We start from the raw sequence: 18,888 nt of genomic DNA, 5'->3' as shown, positions 1-18,888 counted from the left end.
TGTTCATTCCTCAATCGGGGAATTTACTTCTTTTTTATTCAGGACTGTGTCAGTCGTTGATTCACAATTGGGCTATAGTTTACGGTAGGGATACGTAAAACAAGTACGAATTGATTGAAAAGATTTTTGTCAAAGATTATAATGGAAGGAGAAACTATATGGAAGAAAAACAGAAAATACAGATAACGGAGGACACAGATGTGCTGACTCCTCTCCAGAAGCTGAACCTGACAGATGATTTCCTGTTTGATATTGCTACATCGGATCTGGAGGCATGCAGGATCATGATAGAGCTGGCATTAGGAATAAGTATACATAGTATACGATGGAAAGAAGGGCAGAAGGTTATACATAATATACCTGGAAAACGTGGTATTAGAATGGATTTTTATGTGGAAGACGAGATAGGCCGGATATTTGATGTAGAGATGCAAAAACGAAACGAGGGTAATCTGCCAAAAAGAACCCGTTTTTATCAGGCATTAGTAGATGCACCGTTACTTGAACGAGGTGAAAAAGGGTTTGATAACCTGAATCCAATGTATATTGTTGTTATATGTAACTTTGATCTGTATGGTTTTAAAAAGTATAAATATACATTTGAAAACAGGTGTGAAGAAGAGCCGGGACTTATTATGGGCGACGAATGTAAAAAAGTATTTCTCAATACCAAAGGGAAAAATGACAGCGAAACAGAGAAAAGTCTGATAGATTTTTTACATTTTGTCGAAAGGAGTTCGAAAGAGAGTCTTCCTCAAGAGTGTGATGAACGATTGAAATATCTGTATGAAAGTGTTGAAAAAATCAAATCAAATGAACAGATAGGAGTGACTTATATGAAGATGGAAGAAAGAGACCGTCTGATTCGTGAAGAGGGTGTAATGAAAGGGCAGGAGATGAAATTGATTGATATGGTCTGTAAAAAGATGAAAAAAGGAAAATCATTACAGGAGATCAGAGAGGAATTAGAAGAGGACATGGACACAATCCGGCCGATATACGAGATCGCCGGAGAAATGGCTCCTGATTATGATACAAGTGAAATCTTTGATAAACTGCATCATAGTGATTCAATAGAATGAACCCATTAGCAGAGTAATCGTTTATGAATTAGTTATGAACCTCAAGTGTTTAATTATTGATACTTGAGGTTTATTTATTTGTATATCCTTATTTCTTCCCGATGCTATAATTCAGAAAAAGTTAAACAAGTCCACATAGTAAAGGAGAAGGAAATGAAGAAGAAAGTTGTATCAGTTTTTTTAGCGGGTGTAATGGCGGTATCAGTACTGGCCGGATGCGGGGCAGATAAGAAGGAGGCTGCGTCTGGGTCAGGAACGTCGAAGGCGGCGGGATATGCCGGGGATGCGAAGCTGAAGATATGGGGGTCACAGGAAGACCAGGATATGCTAAAGGGGATTATCGAGGACTTCAAGGCGGACAATCCGGAAGCAGCGGGATGGACCATTGAGACAGCAGTGGTAAGTTCACCTGACGCCAAGACTGAGATTTTGAAAGATCCGTCTGTAGCCGCAGATGTGTTTGAATTCGCTTCCGACCAGATCGCGGAGCTTAAGGATGCAGGTGTTCTTTACAGAATTACAAAAAACAAAGATGAAATTATTGCGAATAACGTTGAAAACTCAATCGCGGCGGCAACCGTGGACGGGGAACTGTACGGGTATCCGAATACATCCAATTCATTTTTTATGTACTATGACAAGAGCAAGTACACAGAGGATGAGGTAAAGAGTCTGGACACGATGCTTGCAAAAGACTTAGGTTCAGGCGTGACGAACTTTTCTATGGACCTTGACAACGGATGGTATACATCTTCCTTTTTCTTCGGGGCAGGCTGCACCTTATTCGGAGAAGACGGATCTGATCCGAAGCAGTGTGACTTCAATAACGAAAAAGGTGTTCTTGTAGGGGATTACCTGCTGGACCTGTGCAATAACCCAAAGGTGAAAAATCAGGACGACGCACTTCTTCTTGCATCTTTTAAAGAAGGCAAGCTGGGGGCCAGCCTGACTGGTACATGGAACGCAGCGGCACTTCAGGAGTCTTTAGGGGACAACTTCGGAGTGGCAACTGTACCGGCAATTACTCTTGAGGACGGAACGGAAGTTTCACCGAGTACCATTGTTAACTTTAACCTGTACGGCGTAAATGCGCAGACGAAATATCCTGCCGAATCCATGCTTTTAGCAGAATATCTGTCCAATGAAAAGAGCCAGAAGGTTCGCTTCGAAGTAAGAAATTCAGCGCCTACGAACCAGGCACTGGCAGCAGATACAGAACTTCTGGGCACAAGCCCTGCTGTAGAAGTACTCTCCAAACAGATCGAGACATCCACAGTACAGCCGTCCATCGCACAGATCGCCAATTTCTGGAGTCCGATGGAAGCCTTTGGACAGGACTGCATAGCTAAGTCTGTTACGAAAGATAATATGCAGAAAACAATGGACACGATGGTTCAGGGAATCCTCTCAAAGCTCGGTGAAGAATAGAGAAAGGGACCTGTTTTGAAGGTAAGGAGAAGAGCTTTATGAGTAAAAATAGATCAAAAGAAGCTGCACAAAAGCCAAGGGAATACCTTCTGAAAAGAGTCATCCGTGAGGGTGATGTGTGGGCGAAGGCATCCATGCTGGTTATGGGAATCGCCAATATACGCAGGAAGCAGATTGTAAAAGGTCTGCTCTTCCTGCTGGCGGAGGCAGCATTCATTTTTTATATGGCAGTGAGCGGTATCAGGGCTTTAGGCAATATGGTTACACTCGGAACACAGACACAGGGCTGGGTATTCGATGAAACGTTAGGAATTGATGTTCTGACAGAAGGAGATAACTCCATGCTTCTTTTATTATATGGAGTTGTATGTCTCTTCCTGATTGTATTCTTTGTTTTAACATGGAGGGCAAACCTGAAATCGGCCCTGGAGGTACAGGCACTGGAGAAGGCCGGGAAGAAAGTTCCGGGACTAATCGATGACGTGAAGGTATATCTGGATGCGAAGTTCCACCGTACTATTCTGACATTTCCTATGATCGGAGTGCTCGCATTCACGGTACTCCCGCTAGTATACATGATTCTGGTTGCGTTTACCAACTATGATAATGCACACCAGCCTCCGGGAAATCTTTTCACATGGATCGGTTTGGATAACTTTGTTACGATCTTAGGCTCGGGCAGTACGATATCCAAGACCTTCTGGCCGATCCTTGGATGGACAATTACATGGGCCGTTTTTGCGACGGTGCTGAACTACATAGGGGGAATCCTGCTTGCCCTGCTGATCAACCGTAAAGGAGTGAAATTCAAGGGCCTCTGGAGGACGATTTTTGTCATGTCAATTGCGATTCCGTCTTTCGTTTCGCTTCTGATAATGAAGACGATGCTTCAGCCGGAAGGTGCTGTGAATGTCCTTTTGAAGAGCTGGGGAGTCATTCAGGACAGCATTCCATTTCTGACGAATGCAACTCTGGCAAAAGTGACGATCATCGTTGTTAATCTTTGGATTGGAATTCCGTACACCATGCTGATTACTTCCGGTATTCTGATGAATATTCCGGCTGACCTGTATGAGGCGGCTCGTGTGGATGGGGCGAATGCAAGGGTTATGTTCAGAAAGATCACAATGCCATATGTCCTGTTTGTTACGACACCATACCTGATCACACAGTTTATCGGAAATATTAATAACTTTAATGTAATTTACCTTCTGTCGAAGGGCGGACCGTCTACCCTGGATTACTATCAGGCGGGAAAGACAGACCTGCTTGTCACATGGCTTTACAAGCTGACAGTAACAAGCAAGGACTACAGCTATGCATCGGCAATCGGTATTCTTGTATTTGTCATTTCCGCAGTATTTTCTCTGATTACATACAGAAGAACGTCTGCATATAACAATGAGGAGGCATTCCAGTAATGAAAAAAACAAAATCTATGTCAAAAAATAAAAAAATCAGGAACATTGCCTCTTATATTACATTAACCATATTGTCCGTCATCTGGATGATTCCCGTTTTCTGGGTAGTCATGACATCTTTTAGGGAAGAAAGCGGTTCCTATACATCCTATTTCTTTCCGAAGGGGCTTACGATTGCAAATTACGTCAATCTGCTTACTGATAACTCCCAGTTTCACTTTGTGAAATGGTTTGGAAATACGCTGTTTGTTGCAGTTTTCAGCTGTCTGATTTCCACGTTTTTTGTATTGTCCGTCTCTTATGCCACGTCGAGGATGCGGTTTAAAATGAGAAAGCCTATGATGAATGTGGCACTGATACTGGGGATGTTTCCAAGCTTCATGTCCATGATAGCAGTCTACTATATCTTAAAGGGGCTGGGAATTACACAGTCACTTGTGGCGCTGATTATGGTATACTCAGGAGGGGCGGGGCTGTCGTTCTTTATTGCGAAAGGATTCTTCGACACGCTGCCGAAATCACTGGATGAAGCTGCCTATCTGGATGGGGCGACGAAGTTTCAGATTTTCAGGAAAATCACACTGCCCATGTCCAAACCGATCGTTGTCTATACGGTACTGACCTCGTTCATGGCACCCTGGATGGACTTCATTTTCTCCAGTGTAATCATGGGAGACAATTATAACAACTATACGGTTGCCCTGGGACTGTTTAAGATGCTGGAGAGAGAATTTATTAACGATTACTATACACAATTCGCCGCGGGCTGCGTACTGGTATCCATACCGATTGCGGCACTGTTCATCAGTATGCAGAAGTATTACGTGGAAGGCGTATCCGGCGGGGCAGTCAAAGGCTAGGTAAAAAACATGAAGAAGACAGTAAAACAGTGGAAAGAATATTACTCCAGTCCGGAATTCAGCCAAAACTTTGTTTATGACGGAAAGGACCTCGGGGCGGTATGCACGGCTAAAGGAACGGCCTTCAGGCTGTGGAGCCCGTCTGCTGATCAGATTGCAGTCAATCTGTATCAGGCGGGTACTGAAGTGCCCGCATACGCGGTCCATCCGATGAAACGCCTGGAGAAAGGCGTATGGGAATACCGGACAGAAGAAAACCTGCATGGAACCTATTATGATTTTACCCTGCTTCTGGATGGTGAGATTGTTGTTTCCGCGGACCCCTATGCAAGGGCCTGCGGTGTGAACGGCAGACGGAGCATGGCGGTGGATTTAAGGAGGACCGACCCCGCAGGATGGGAACAGGATCAGGCGCCTTCGTATGGGCAGGAACGCATCATCTATGAACTGCATGTGAAGGAATTTTCATGGGACAGGGCAGGCGGATTCCCGGAAGAGTGCAGGGGAAAGTATGGTGCATTTTTGCATACTGACACGACCTTGAACGGGGATGGGAAACATCCTACAGGAATCTCTTATCTGAAGGAATTAGGCGTGACCCATATCCAGCTTATGCCGGTTTACGATTACGGGTCTGTGGATGAGGCGAAAAGGGATGACCAGTTCAACTGGGGATATGACCCGCTTAACTATAACGTGCCGGAGGGGTCTTACTCTTCTGACCCGGACCACGGGGAGGTCAGAATCCGGGAGCTGAAGGAACTGATTCAATCGCTCCACAGGGAAGGTTTCCGTGTGATCATGGATGTGGTTTACAATCACACCTATTCTATGGATTCCTGGTTCCAGAGGACGGCTCCCTGGTACTTTTACCGGGCGGATAAAAATGGAAAGCCTTCCAATGGTTCCGCGTGCGGCAACGATGTGGCAAGTGAGCGTGACATGTGCAGCAAATATATACTGGAATCCGTATTATACTGGGCAGAGGAGTATCATATGGACGGATTCCGCTTCGACCTTATGGGTCTTCTGGACGTGGAACTGATGAACCGCATACGCGCCGAACTGGATGTACGCTACGGGGCGGGCGAAAAGATGGTATTCGGGGAACCCTGGGCGGCGGAGAAGACAGCGATGGAAGACGGTGCATGTCAGGCTCTGAAAAAGAATATTCGTAAGCTGGATGTAAATATCGGTATGTTTTCGGATGATATCAGAGATGCCGTGAAAGGCTCCGTGTTCGAACTGGACGAACCCGGGTTTGTAAACGGCGGGAAAGGCTTTGAGGAGGACATATTAAGCAGTGTGCGTGCATGGTGCCATAAAAGAAAGCCGGGGATCAAGGCGCCCTCACAGGTCATCACGTATGTATCCTCCCATGATAACCAGACGTTGTGGGATAAGCTGGCCGAGACCATTTCCGATGAAAATATGTTAAGGAAGGCATACCGGCTGGCGGCCGGAATATACATGACCTGTCAGGGAAATCTATTCTTTCTTTCCGGGGAAGAATTCGGGAGAACGAAGAACGGCATTGCAGACAGCTACAATTCCCCCATCAGTGTGAACCGGCTGGACTGGAAAAAAGCATGGGAGGAGAGGGAGCTTGTTACATACTATCAGGGGCTGATTGCACTGCGTAAACAGCTTCCGGGCTTATGTGACAAATCAGAAACTGCATGGAAAAGAGTAAGAAAAGAGTGGAAAAAAGAAGGAATCGTGGGTTTTGAACTGGATAACTCGTCAGAATATGCAGATTCTGTGTGGAAAACTCTTCAAATCATATACAATGCCGGTCAAAACGAGGAAGAAATCCGGCTTTCAGGAGGAAACTGGGAGATATTAGCAGATTCCCGCGACAGTTTCCTGTGGAAAACACCGGTTACTGTGACCGGTTCCGTTATGGCGGCGCCGGTCGGAATCCTGATCTTAGGACTCAGGGAAAAATGATGAATCAGCCCAATTCTTTAGAAAGTGATACGAATAGAGTATGAAATGGATTTATGGAAAACATGATTGGAACACCCCCCGGCGCGGGGAAGAAAACTGCTGGCTGATGACAAACGGGCTTGGTGGTTTTTCTTCTATGACAATGACAGGAGCGGTAACCCGCAATGACCACGCCCTTTTGATGGCATGTGTTAAGGCCCCGAACCACCGCGTGAATCTGGTGCACCGCATCCGGGAGCAGGTGAAGTTCAGAGACAAACAGAGCATTACGATATCCAGTCAGGAATTTGCAGATGGCCGGAGGGAAGAAGGATGTCAGTATTTGTCCGCATTCAGTTATGAGGATACGCCGGTCTGGAGATTTCAAATCGGGGGTGTGGAAATTAAAAAGGAGGCGGCAATGGGGCAGGGCACCAATACGGCGGTCCTGCGCTATGAAATAGAAAACCGGGGCAGAGAGACCTGTACATTGTGTGTTACGCCGTTTTACCAGTTTGTACCAAAGGGCAGTGACATGAAAGAAGGCCAGAGCATTGAAATGGCCGGGCATAAAATATCTTCCGGCGGGACTGCACTATATCTCAGGACGAATGGAACTGTGGAAGAGATTACAGAAACTTCAGAAACCTATTTTTACCGCTATGATGCATGTGACGGCAGGCGGAAAAACGGAACGGCAGCGGCAAACCACCAGATTTCGGCGTCAGCAGAGCCGGGTGGAAAAAGGGTGCTGGAAATCATATTTGAAATGCAGGAATCAAATGAAAGTGCACTGGAAATCATAGACAGTGTGAAAATGTTCCGCCGGGAGTGGGAAGAACGTGCCGGTTTCACCTCCAGGGCCGGAAAAATGCTGTCAAAGAGCGCGTCACAGTTTATTTCCGAGAGGGAATCCACAGGCGGTCTGACAGTGCTGGCCGGTTTTCCGTTTTTTGAAGACTGGGGCCGTGATACCATGATTGCACTGCCGGGCCTGTGTATCACAACCGGGCAATATGGGACAGCAAGACAAATCCTCCGTACATTTGCTCTCAATGAGAGAGACGGCCTGATGCCGAACCTGTTTCCGGAGGGCGGCAGTGAGCCGCTGTACAATACGGCGGACGCGGCACTGCTTTTTATCAATTGTATGTATCTGTATTATGAAGCAGCAGGGGATGCGGCGTTTTTAAGAGAAGTATATCCGGTTATGGAAAGAATCATGCAGGGATATCGGAGGGGGACCGGGTTTGGAATCCGCATGGATGAAGACGGACTCATACAGGCCGGGGAAGGGCTTTCCCAGGTTACATGGATGGATGTCCGTATCAACGATATTTTACCCACGCCGCGCCACGGGAAACCAGTGGAAATCAACGCATACTGGTATAATGCGTTATGTATTATGAGCAGGTTCGCCGAGATTTTTTCACAGGAGACACGGGTTCAGGCAGGGGAATATGCTGCACTTGCTAAGCAGGTTAAGGCCTCCTTTACGGAGCAGTTCTGGATGGAAGAAAAACATTGTCTCAAGGATGTGGTATCAGGCACTGCGGCAGACTGGCAGATCAGATGTAATCAGATCTGGGCGGTTTCCATGCCGTTTACCATGCTGGACAGAAAAAAAGAGGAACAAATAGTAGAAACTGCCTTTGAAAAGTTGTATACTCCATATGGGCTCAGAACTCTGGAAGAGGGGGATGAGCAGTTTCATCCGTGCTATGCGGGGGCAATGGAACAAAGGGATATGGCATACCATCAGGGAACTGTATGGGCATTTCCACTGGGCGGATATTACCTGTCGTATCTGAAAGTACATGATCACAGTGAAGCGGCAAAACAGACAGTCAGAGAACAACTGGAGGTTATGGAAAGTGCAATGCGGGAAGGCTGCATCGGCCAGCTTCCTGAAATCTATGACGGAAAGATACCGTCTGTATCAAAGGGCTGTTTTGCACAGGCCTGGAGCGTAGGAGAGCTGCTGCGCGTATATGAAATGATAGAAAAACAGGAAAGAGTTTCCGGTGTGTGAATGGAATGGCCAGATACACCCGGCAATTGTGAAAGGAGATTTTAATGGAACAGGCATTGGAAATGATGTTGAAGGAAAGATTCAACAAGAGTATTGCAGAAGCATCAAAGGAAGAGATTTATGCGGCCCTTTTGTATGTGACGAAAGAAAAAATGCGGGGGATGAAGAGGAATGAGGGGAAGAAAAAGCTGTATTATATATCGGCTGAATTCCTGATTGGCAAGCTGTTATCCAACAACCTGATTAATTTCGGTCTGTTTGAGGAGACGAGGGAGGTACTGAAAAAGCATGGTCACGACCTGACAGAAATTGAAGAAATTGAGCAGGAACCATCTCTTGGAAACGGTGGCCTGGGACGTCTGGCGGCATGTTTTTTAGACTCAATTGCCACACTCGGGCTTGAAGGCGATGGCGTGGGATTAAATTACCACGATGGATTGTTTTTGCAGAAGTTTCATGATAACAAGCAGCAGGAAGAGAAAAATCCGTGGATTACCAGTGACTGCTGGCTGAATAAGACGGATGTCAGCTTTGAAGTGCCGTTTAAGGATTTTACCCTGACTTCAACGATGTATGACATTGATGTACCCGGCTATCACAGTGGATGTAACAGACTCCACCTGTTCGATCTGGATACGGTAGATGAGGCAATCATCCACGACGGAATCCAGTTTGACAAAGACGATATCAGAAGGAACCTGACGCTGTTCCTCTATCCGGATGACAGTGACGAGAAAGGACAGCTTCTGCGTATCTACCAGCAGTATTTTATGGTAAGCAATGCGGCACAGCTGATACTGAAAGAGGCAGAGGAGAAAGGGATCAACCTGTATCACCTGCACGAGCACGTCTGCATCCAGATCAACGATACACATCCGACAATGGTCATCCCAGAGCTGATCCGCCTGCTGACACAGAGAGGGTTCAATATAGATACTGCCGTAGACGTAGTGAGAAAGACCTGTGCATATACGAACCATACCATCCTCGCAGAGGCACTGGAGAAGTGGCCGGTTTCTTATCTGGAGAAGGTCGTACCGCACCTGCTCCCGATCATCCGTGAACTGGATGCAAGGGTCAGAAGGGACTACCACGATGAGAGAGTCTACATTATTGACAAACAGGACCGCGTGCACATGGCCCACATTGACATCCACTACGGATATGCGGTAAACGGCGTTGCAGCGCTTCACACAGAGATTCTCAAAGAGTCCGAGCTGAAACCGTTTTATGACATCTATCCGGCGAAGTTCAACAATAAGACGAATGGGATCACCTTCCGCAGATGGCTCGTGCACTGCAACCATGAGTTAGCAGAATATCTGGAAGAACTAATCGGGCCTGCTTATATGGAAAACGCAGACGAACTAGAGAAGCTTCTTTCATACAAGGATGACGAAAAGGTTCTGGACCAGCTAATTGCAATCAAGAAGAATGCAAAGCGGAAACTGAAGGATTACCTGAAAATGTCACAGGATGTTGATATCGACGAAAACGGAATCTTTGACATACAGATCAAACGCCTCCACGAATACAAGAGACAGCAGATGAATGCATTGTATGCTATATATAAATACAAGGAAATTAAAAAAGGAAACCTGCCGAAACGTCCGGTCACAATGATTTTCGGTGCAAAGGCGGCACCCGCCTATACGATTGCAAAAGATATTATCCACCTTCTGCTCTGCCTGCAGCAGCTCATCGACAATGACCCTGCTGTCAGCCCCTACCTGAAGCTTGTCATGGTCGAAAACTATAACGTGACAAAGGCAGAAAAACTCATCCCTGCCTGCGACATCTCCGAGCAGATTTCCCTTGCATCCAAGGAAGCAAGCGGAACAGGCAATATGAAATTCATGTTAAACGGTGCAGTAACACTTGGAACAGAGGACGGGGCAAACGTAGAAATCCACCAGCTCGTAGGAGACGAGAATATTTACGTTTTCGGCGAAAAATCAGAAAATGTCATCAAACTCTACGAGACACAAGGCTACTGTTCAGCAGATATCTACGACAACGACCCAATGGTGGAAGAACTGGTAGACTTCATCATCAGCAAAGACCTGATCCGCATCGGCGACCCGGTAAATCTGGGAAGACTATACAAAGAGATCGTAAGCAAAGACTGGTTCATGACACTGCTCGATGTGAAGGACTACATCAAGACAAAAGAACAGATGCTTGAAGATTACGAAGATGAAAAAGCATGGGCGAAAAAAATGCTCGTAAACATCGCAAAAGCCGGCTTCTTCTCATCCGACAGGACCATCGCGGAATACAACAGGGACATCTGGCATTTGTAGGGGTCAGACCCTTTTGCGCTCCATTTTCAGAATATTCTTAAAATATGAGGTAGGATAAAGGAGATAATCATGAGGAAAACAGGGATTTTGATGGCAGTTTCTTCTCTTCCGTCGAGGACTGGCGTGGGGGAACTGGGGAAGGAAGCGTATCGTTTTATTGAGCTTCTGAAGGAAAATAGTGTGAAAATTTGGCAGATTCTTCCGCTGAATCCGGTGGGATATGGAAATTCTCCGTACCAGCCGTATTCCTCCTGTGCGGGAGATGAGCTTTATATTAGTCTGGATATGCTGTATGAGGATGGGCTGCTGAGTGAGCTGCCCCCCTCATTCAATGAACATGCAAAAAGTGTGGATTATGATGCGGTACGTGTGTTTAAGGAAACATACTTAAGAGAGGCGTTTCGTAATTTCTGTGAGAAGGAATGGCTTCAGGAAGAGGATTATCAGGAATTTGCGTCTCAGGACTGGGTTTATGAGTATGGTGTGTTCCGTGCTTTGAAAGTGGCAAACGGTGGGATATGCTGGAATGAGTGGAGGCAGGAAGATAAGGACTGGCCGGCGAAGAGGACGGAACTGGCGGAGGAGATCGAACTGGAGGCACAGTACCATATGTTCCTGCAGTATTTGTTCTACACCCAGTGGATGCAGGTAAAAGACGCCGCAAATGAAAGCGGCATCGAGATCATGGGAGATGTACCGTTTTATGTAGGCGTGGATTCTGTGGACGTCTGGGCAGGAAAAGACAACTTCCTTCTGGATACAGACGGCAGGCCGGTTTTCATTGCAGGAGTACCGCCGGATTATTTCAGCGCTACCGGCCAGAGATGGGGCAATCCGATCTATGACTGGGAATATATGAAGGAACAGAACTATCAGTTCTGGGTGGACCGGATTGGTTACAGCAGCAGGCTGTTTGATATTATCCGCATCGACCATTTCCGCGCGTTTGACACGTTCTGGAAGATTCCTGCCACATGTCCGACAGCGGTCGAGGGTGAGTGGATCGAGGCGCCGGGCTATGAGGTGATCGATACTTTAATCGAAAAAATCCCCGGGCTGAATCTGGTGGCGGAGGATTTGGGAGATCTCCGTCCGGAGGTACTGGAACTCAAAGACCACTACCACTTAAAAGGAATGAAGGTTCAGGTATTTTCGATCGAAACAAAAGGAAAATTCGCATATGACAGTTTCCATGATGTAGAAAACATGATCATTTATACAGGCACCCACGACAACGATACACTGATGGAGTGGTATCAGGGACTGACAACTGCTGCAAAGAGGAAGGTGCGCCGGTTCCTGAAACGCGAAGGATTTAAGCAGGGTTCCGTGAAAGATCGTCTGCTTGCATACACACTGGCATGTAAGGCCGAATATGCGGTCATCCCTATGGTGGATATTATTGGGCAGGGAAAAGAAGGCCACATGAATACTCCGGGGACGGTCGGATCACCGAACTGGGAGTGGCGTATGCCTGACTTCGCAGAAGCGGAAAAGGAACTTAAGGTTTACAGAAAACTGATCATAAACAGATAAGGGGCTGCTATGGATTTTACAGGAGTTTATCACAGAACATCAGAGCAGATGAGCTACGCACAAAATGAAAATGAACTGGTCATAAACCTGAAGACAGGATACGATGTAAAACAGGTTTTCATTCACCACGGCGACCCTTATGATGCAGGAATATTAGGCGGAAATGAGGTATGGCACGGGAAGAGGGAAGAGATCTGTTTTAAAAAACGGCTCCGGCACCAGCTCTGGTGGACGACAACACTAACGCCGGAATATAAACGGTGTAAATATTATTTTGAGCTGCATACAGATGGTGAAGTCTGGTACTATCTTGAGGATGGATTTCTGACGAAAGAGCAGCTGAACATGAAAGGGAGGATACTGCAGTTCTTTATCGTACCGTGGATGAATCCGGCAGATGTTTGCAGGACACCGGCATGGGTCAATGACACCATATGGTATCAGATCTTCCCGGACCGGTTCTGCAACGGGACACCGGAACTAAATACGGGGGATATCAGAACGTGGCAGTCGGGCCCGGTCAGGAATGAAGAGCGCTATGGCGGGAATCTGGAAGGAATCCGAAAGAAGCTCCCTTATCTGAAGGAGCTTGGAATTACCGGAATCTATCTGAATCCTATCATGGAAGCTGAATCCAATCATAAATATGATACAAAAGATTACACAAAGATAGATCCGGATTTTGGCAGGTTAGTGCAGGAGGCCCATGAGCAGGGGATCAAAGTGATGGCTGATGCCGTATTCAACCACTGCGGACGTAGATTTGCCCCTTGGGTGGATGTGCTTGAAAAGGGAGAAGCATCCCCATACGCGGACTGGTTCATGGTGCAGAAATGGCCCATCCCGGATAAACAGGCTGATACAAGGGACGGCAGGTTTTATTCATTTGCATTTGCAGACTGGATGCCGAAGCTGAATACGAACAATGAAGAGGTGATTACATATTTCTGTAAAATATGTGAAGACTGGATCCGTGACTATGATATTGACGGGATCCGTTTTGACGTGGGAAATGAAGTATCCCACAGATTCTTAAAACGGATCAGAGAGCATTTGCACCGCATAAAACCGGACATCTACCTTCTGGGGGAAATCTGGCACGATGCCGGTCCGTGGCTTCAGGGGGACGAGTATGATTCTGTCATGAATTACCCGCTGATGAGCGGCATCCATGAATATTTTCTGGATAAAAGTCTGGATAAATCAGAGTTTGAATATATGATAAACCGCTGTTATACGATGTACATGCAGCAGAACAATAATGTCATGTTTAACCTGCTGGATTCGCATGATACGGAACGGCTGATGAACCGCTTTCACGATCTGGATATCTTTTACCAACAGCTTGCTGTCCTGTTTACCATGCCGGGAAGCCCGTGCATTTACTATGGGACAGAGATTGCAATGGAGGGAGGTTTCGACCCGGACTGCCGCAGATGTATGCCCTGGGAAGAAGTTGGGACAGAGGAAAACCAGAACCGCATCGAAGCAGTGCGTACCCTGATTCGGCTGAGGAAGCAGGAAAAAGCACTGAGAAGCCTGTATTTCCATTTCCCGGAAGAGTATCCGCAGCGCAGATGCGTAGAATATATTAAAATAGATTCACAGGGCAGAGAGATAGAAGTACTTTTGAATTGTTCTGAAGAAAAGATAAAAGTAAAAGAGGGAGGAGAAATCCTGTTTGCCAGAAACTTTTCTGAAGGCGTTCTGGAGAGAAACGGAACGCTGGTCCGCAGAAAGAAAACAAGCATATGGAATACGGAGGATATGGAAAATGGAGCATAAAAAGATAGACAACATCAGCCGCAGAGATTCAGAAATGGCATACATTTCAGACGATTCAGTTATGGAGGAACAAAAGGTATGCAGGAAGATTTTGCAGGAACTAAATTTTGCAGACCGTTCTGACTTTGACAAACTTAGCGCAATCGTCAAGGAACTGCTCGGCGAGTCCGAGGATGCGTTCATCAACCCGCCGTTTTACTGTGATTACGGTTCCCACATCAAAGTCGGGAAGAACTTCTTTGCAAACTATAATTGTTCCATCATAGATGTAGCCCCGGTGACAATCGGTGACAACTGCCAGCTGGCTCCAAACGTTGCGATCTATACCGCAGGACACCCGTTACATCCCGTTTCCAGAAATTCCATGTATGAGTACGGGATCGAGGTTACAATCGGCGACAATGTGTGGATCGGCGGTAATACAGTCATCCTTCCCGGCGTACACATAGGAAGCAACACGGTCATCGGTGCGGGCAGCGTCGTGACAAAAGATATTCCGGACTGGTCACTTGCGGCGGGAAATCCATGCAGGGTTATAAGAAAGATCACAGAGGAAGATAAGAAATATTATTATAAAGACAGAGAATTTGATGAAGAGGCGTGGGAAGAGATCCAGAAACTGTAAGGCCGTCAGATGAACTCATCTCCTTTATTCTATGATGTACAAAAACATAAGCCGTCAGATGGTTTGATATCTGGCGGCTTATTCGCGTTCATATATAAGCTGGGAAAACGTTAATGTAATCTTTTCTCTGGGAGTTATATTCTTACTGTTTCCCCACAAGACAAATAAAACAAGTTTGATAGTTTCTGTGAGAGATAGTGAAACGCTTCTGTTCCTGTGCAGTGGCAAGTATAAAACTGGGTTTGAGAATACTGTTCCAACTCTTTTGCATTTTCAAAGAGTGTTCTGTCAGGACCTATATCAAATAAGATTTTATGTTTTTGGGTTTCTATATATAGGGATAAGCCATGCTTAGATTTTAATTCGCATTTTGACTCATTCTCAACTAATGCGGTAATTTTCATACGAAGCCTCCTCACCTGAAATTGATTCCATTAATAATGCTACCGGATATGCTTTTTAATCGCATCGAAGCTTTCTTTACTGATTACATGCTCAAGCCTGCAGGCATCTTCCGCCGCAGTCCTTTCATCAACACCCAGCCGTACCAGCCAGTCTGTCAGCAGCTCGTGCCGCTCATAGATCATCTCGGCAATCTCGCGCCCTGCATCTGTAAGGGTAATATACCCTTCTTTAGACACAACGATCTGCTCCTTTTCACGCAGATTCTTCATAGCAACACTGACACTGGATTTCTTAAAATTCAGTTCCTCCGCAATATCCACAGAACGTACGACAGGATGCGATTTGCTCAAAACCAGGATCGTTTCCAGATAGTTTTCTGCTGATTCATTCGTTTTCATAGGATGTCACCCCTTCTTTATATGTAGTAAATTAATGTATCTGCTTAAAAAAATATATCAATAACCGTATGGTAACATATTTTATCAAACAGGGCAAATACATAAAATTTTATGGATAAATTCAATATGTAAAGGGCTTACTGATCGAATTAACCTCTCCCGCTATCTCTTCCTTCTTAAAATTGAGAAATATTTTCAACAAAGTACTTGACAATTAATGGAAGTTAGAATATACTAACCTTGTAATTGAAAACAATTATCATTAAAATGGAAAGAAGATGAAGATGATGCCATTAACAATGGTAAAAGAGGGAAAACCCAATATCATCCGCAAAGTCGGAGGAAAAGAAGAGACGAGAAGGTTTCTTGAGAATCTTGGTTTTGTAGTTGGAGGTACAGTCACAGTAGTTTCTTTAATTGGAGGCAATATGATTGTGAATGTCAAGGATTCCAGAGTTGCCATTGGGAAAGATATGGCAAATAAAATCATGGTTGGCTAAGGAGAGGGCAAGAAGATGAAGACATTGAAAGAAGTCCCGTGCGGCGAGACTGCTAAGGTAACAAAACTAACCGGTGAGGGTCCGGTTAAGAGAAGGATTATGGATATGGGAATTACAAAAGGTGTAGACGTATTTGTAAGAAAAGTAGCGCCCTTCGGAGATCCTGTTGAAATCACGGTCAGAGGATATGAATTGTCGGTAAGAAAAGCGGATGCGGAAATGATTCTTGTAGAATAAGGATATTTATTTCTGCATCAAATTTTTGATTATTGGTTAGCGAAAACTAACATAAGACAGGGGTAACGAATTACAAGAGTGTACAAAGCTGAATGTCATTTGTTCTGCGTACGATTGTTGTCAGGAGGAAAGGGTAAAAATGGCTATAAAAATTGCATTGGCAGGAAATCCAAACTGCGGTAAAACAACATTATTCAATGCTCTGACCGGTTCCAACCAGTTTGTTGGCAACTGGCCGGGAGTTACAGTAGAAAAGAAAGAAGGAAAACTGAAAGGACATAAAGACGTCATCATCATGGACCTTCCGGGAATCTATTCGCTTTCTCCATATACACTGGAAGAAGTAGTTGCAAGAAACTATCTGATTAATGACAAACCGGATGCAATACTGAATATTGTAGACGGCACGAACATTGAGAGAAACCTGTATCTCTCTACACAGCTGATGGAGCTGGGAATTCCGGTTATTATGGCTGTTAACATGATGGATGTTGTGGAAAAGAGCGGTGATAAGATACATATTGATAAACTGAGTAAAAAGCTCGGCTGCGAGGTTGTTGAAATATCTGCCCTAAAAGGAAACGGAGTTGCAAAAGCGGCAGAGAAGGCTGTAAAGATTGCCAACAGGAAGGATGCGGCAGTACCGGTACATAAATTTGCACCGGAAGTAGAAAGTGTGCTGGATTCCATTGAAAATAAATTAGGCAGCGATATTCCGGAAGAACAGAAGAGATTTTTTGCAATCAAACTTCTGGAAAAGGATGATAAGATATCTGCCCAGATGAAACGCGTGCCTGATGTGGCCGAAGAAATCGACGCGATTGAAAAAGAGCTGGATGATGATACCGAAAGTATTATTACAAATGAGCGGTATGTTTATATTTCTTCTATCATAAATGAGTGCTATACTAAGGTAAGCAAGGGAAAACTATCCACGTCAGATAAGATTGACAGGATTGTTACAAACAGATTCCTCGCCCTGCCGATCTTTGCATTGGTTATGTTTATCGTTTACTATGTATCCGTCACAACGGTTGGAACATGGGCGACTGACTGGGCAAATGACGGTGTATTTGGAGAGGGGTGGAGCTTGTTCGGACTTCAGATCCCCGGTATCCCGGTTCTGCTTGAATCCGCACTGAATGCCATAGGCTGTGCAGGATGGCTGCAGGGACTGATCCTGGACGGTATCGTTGCCGGGGTTGGAGCGGTTCTTGGATTTGTACCGCAGATGCTTGTACTGTTTATTTTCCTCGCTTTTCTGGAAGCATGTGGTTACATGGCCAGAATCGCGTTTATCATGGATAGAATCTTCCGCAAATTCGGACTCTCGGGTAAATCCTTCATTCCGATGCTGATCGGAAGTGGATGCGGTGTTCCCGGAATCATGGCTTCACGTACGATCGAGAATGACCGCGACCGCAAGATGACCATTATGACGACGACATTCGTGCCATGCGGGGCAAAACTGCCGATTATCGGCTTGATTGCAGGTGCCTTATTCGGCGGGGCATGGTGGGTTGCACCGAGTGCTTACTTCGTTGGAATCGCAGCAATCATCTGCTCTGGAATTATCTTAAAGAAAACAAAAATGTTTGCAGGCGATCCTGCCCCGTTCGTTATGGAGCTTCCGGCATATCATCTTCCTACTGTTGGGAATGTACTGCGCAGCATGTGGGAACGTGGCTGGTCCTTCATTAAAAAGGCAGGGACGATCATCCTTCTTTCTACAATCCTCGTATGGTTTACTTCATACTTCGGATGGGTTGACGGTAAGTTCAGAATGCTGGAGGATATGGAACTGAATCACAGTATTCTGGCAGCAGTTGGAAATGGGATCGCATGGATATTCACTCCGCTCGGATGGGGAGACTGGCGGTCAGCTGTTGCAGCCATTACAGGCCTTGTAGCGAAAGAGAACGTAGTTGGTACGTTTGGCATCCTCTATGGATTTGCAGAAGTTGCAGAAGAAGGAAACGAAATCTGGGGAACACTTGCAGGAAGTATGACGGCTGTTGCAGCTTATTCCTTCCTCGTGTTTAATCTCCTGTGCGCGCCCTGCTTCGCGGCAATGGGAGCAATCAAGAGAGAGATGAACAATGTAAAATGGTTCTGGTTTGCAATTGGTTATCAGACACTGCTTGCATATGTAGTTTCACTTTGTGTATATCAGATCGGGACCTTCATCACAACAGGCGTATTCGGCGCCGGTGTGGTCGTTGCAGTCCTTCTGATTATTGGATTCATCTATTTATTAGTAAGACCATATAAAGAGAGCAGGACTTTAAAAGTGGATTTAAGAAGTGCTGCATCAGCAAAATAGACATCAGCCGGAAAGGAGGCAGCA

Annotated in this window: 15 protein-coding genes; 13 read left to right on the top strand and 2 right to left on the bottom strand. The window is 45.6% G+C overall.

All coding sequences use genetic code 11. From position 1 onward, the window contains the following. Nucleotides 1-158 precede the first annotated feature (158 nt). The 10 genes from A8806_RS03390 (at nucleotide 159) to A8806_RS03345 (ending at nucleotide 15,001) form a co-directional block, all read left to right on the top strand. Entirely contained in the window at nucleotides 159-1,082 is a 924-nt protein-coding gene (locus A8806_RS03390; protein WP_109729728.1) for an Rpn family recombination-promoting nuclease/putative transposase, read from the top strand. Between the two features lie 153 nt (nucleotides 1,083-1,235). Beyond that, nucleotides 1,236-2,510 (top strand): extracellular solute-binding protein, encoded by a 1,275-nt coding sequence (locus A8806_RS03385; protein WP_109729727.1) that lies wholly within the window; start codon nucleotides 1,236-1,238, stop codon nucleotides 2,508-2,510. Nucleotides 2,511-2,548: 38 nt separating this feature from the next. After that, the gene (locus A8806_RS03380) at nucleotides 2,549-3,931 is read left to right on the top strand and encodes a carbohydrate ABC transporter permease (RefSeq protein WP_109729726.1); all 1,383 of its coding nucleotides are present in this window, start codon (nucleotides 2,549-2,551) and stop codon (nucleotides 3,929-3,931) included. Then, nucleotides 3,931-4,791 carry a sugar ABC transporter permease gene (locus A8806_RS03375; protein WP_207657843.1) on the top strand — a complete coding sequence of 287 codons (861 nt, stop codon included), beginning with the start codon at nucleotides 3,931-3,933 and terminating at the stop codon, nucleotides 4,789-4,791. Before A8806_RS03380 ends, A8806_RS03375 begins: the two co-directional genes overlap by 1 nt. A gap of 9 nt (nucleotides 4,792-4,800) precedes the next feature. After that, nucleotides 4,801-6,741: a type I pullulanase gene (pulA, locus tag A8806_RS03370; RefSeq protein ID WP_109729725.1), complete on the top strand. Its 1,941-nt coding sequence runs from the start codon at nucleotides 4,801-4,803 to the stop codon at nucleotides 6,739-6,741. Nucleotides 6,742-6,781: 40 nt separating this feature from the next. Further along, the gene (locus A8806_RS03365; RefSeq protein ID WP_109729724.1) at nucleotides 6,782-8,752 is read left to right on the top strand and encodes an amylo-alpha-1,6-glucosidase; all 1,971 of its coding nucleotides are present in this window, start codon (nucleotides 6,782-6,784) and stop codon (nucleotides 8,750-8,752) included. A gap of 44 nt (nucleotides 8,753-8,796) precedes the next feature. After that, a complete protein-coding gene (locus A8806_RS03360) occupies nucleotides 8,797-11,055 on the top strand; it encodes a glycogen/starch/alpha-glucan phosphorylase (protein WP_109729723.1) in 2,259 nt (752 codons plus the stop codon). A gap of 69 nt (nucleotides 11,056-11,124) precedes the next feature. Continuing rightward, nucleotides 11,125-12,591, top strand: coding sequence for a 4-alpha-glucanotransferase (gene malQ / locus A8806_RS03355; RefSeq protein WP_109729722.1), 1,467 nt, complete (start codon nucleotides 11,125-11,127; stop codon nucleotides 12,589-12,591). Nucleotides 12,592-12,600: 9 nt separating this feature from the next. Next, nucleotides 12,601-14,376: a glycoside hydrolase family 13 protein gene (locus A8806_RS03350; protein WP_109729721.1), complete on the top strand. Its 1,776-nt coding sequence runs from the start codon at nucleotides 12,601-12,603 to the stop codon at nucleotides 14,374-14,376. Next, entirely contained in the window at nucleotides 14,366-15,001 is a 636-nt protein-coding gene (locus A8806_RS03345; RefSeq protein ID WP_330405235.1) for a sugar O-acetyltransferase, read from the top strand. Before A8806_RS03350 ends, A8806_RS03345 begins: the two co-directional genes overlap by 11 nt. Before the next feature lie 134 nt (nucleotides 15,002-15,135). On the opposite strand, the gene A8806_RS03340 is transcribed toward A8806_RS03345, so the two are convergent. Further along, nucleotides 15,136-15,405, bottom strand: coding sequence for a hypothetical protein (locus A8806_RS03340; RefSeq protein WP_109729720.1), 270 nt, complete (start codon nucleotides 15,403-15,405; stop codon nucleotides 15,136-15,138). A 39-nt stretch (nucleotides 15,406-15,444) separates the two neighbouring features. Continuing rightward, complete coding sequence (locus tag A8806_RS03335) at nucleotides 15,445-15,804, bottom strand: metal-dependent transcriptional regulator (RefSeq protein WP_109729719.1); 360 nt, start codon at nucleotides 15,802-15,804, stop codon at nucleotides 15,445-15,447. 284 nt (nucleotides 15,805-16,088) lie between these two features. Between A8806_RS03335 and A8806_RS03330 the strand changes: the two genes are divergently transcribed. The 3 genes from A8806_RS03330 to feoB all read left to right on the top strand — a co-directional run bounded on the left by A8806_RS03330 (nucleotide 16,089) and on the right by feoB (nucleotide 18,864). After that, nucleotides 16,089-16,304 carry a FeoA family protein gene (locus A8806_RS03330; protein ID WP_109729718.1) on the top strand — a complete coding sequence of 72 codons (216 nt, stop codon included), beginning with the start codon at nucleotides 16,089-16,091 and terminating at the stop codon, nucleotides 16,302-16,304. A gap of 15 nt (nucleotides 16,305-16,319) precedes the next feature. Further along, on the top strand, nucleotides 16,320-16,541 hold the full coding sequence (locus A8806_RS03325; protein ID WP_109729717.1) for a FeoA family protein: 222 nt from the start codon (nucleotides 16,320-16,322) through the stop codon (nucleotides 16,539-16,541). Nucleotides 16,542-16,680: 139 nt separating this feature from the next. After that, entirely contained in the window at nucleotides 16,681-18,864 is a 2,184-nt protein-coding gene (gene feoB / locus A8806_RS03320; protein ID WP_109729716.1) for a ferrous iron transport protein B, read from the top strand. Nucleotides 18,865-18,888: the final 24 nt, after the last annotated feature.

The sequence above is a fragment of the Faecalicatena orotica genome, assembly GCF_003149245.1.
GTDB lineage: Bacteria > Bacillota > Clostridia > Lachnospirales > Lachnospiraceae > Faecalicatena_A > Faecalicatena_A orotica.
Note: the sequence above shows the minus strand (reverse complement) of the source record. Positions and strands in the feature narration are given on the sequence as shown.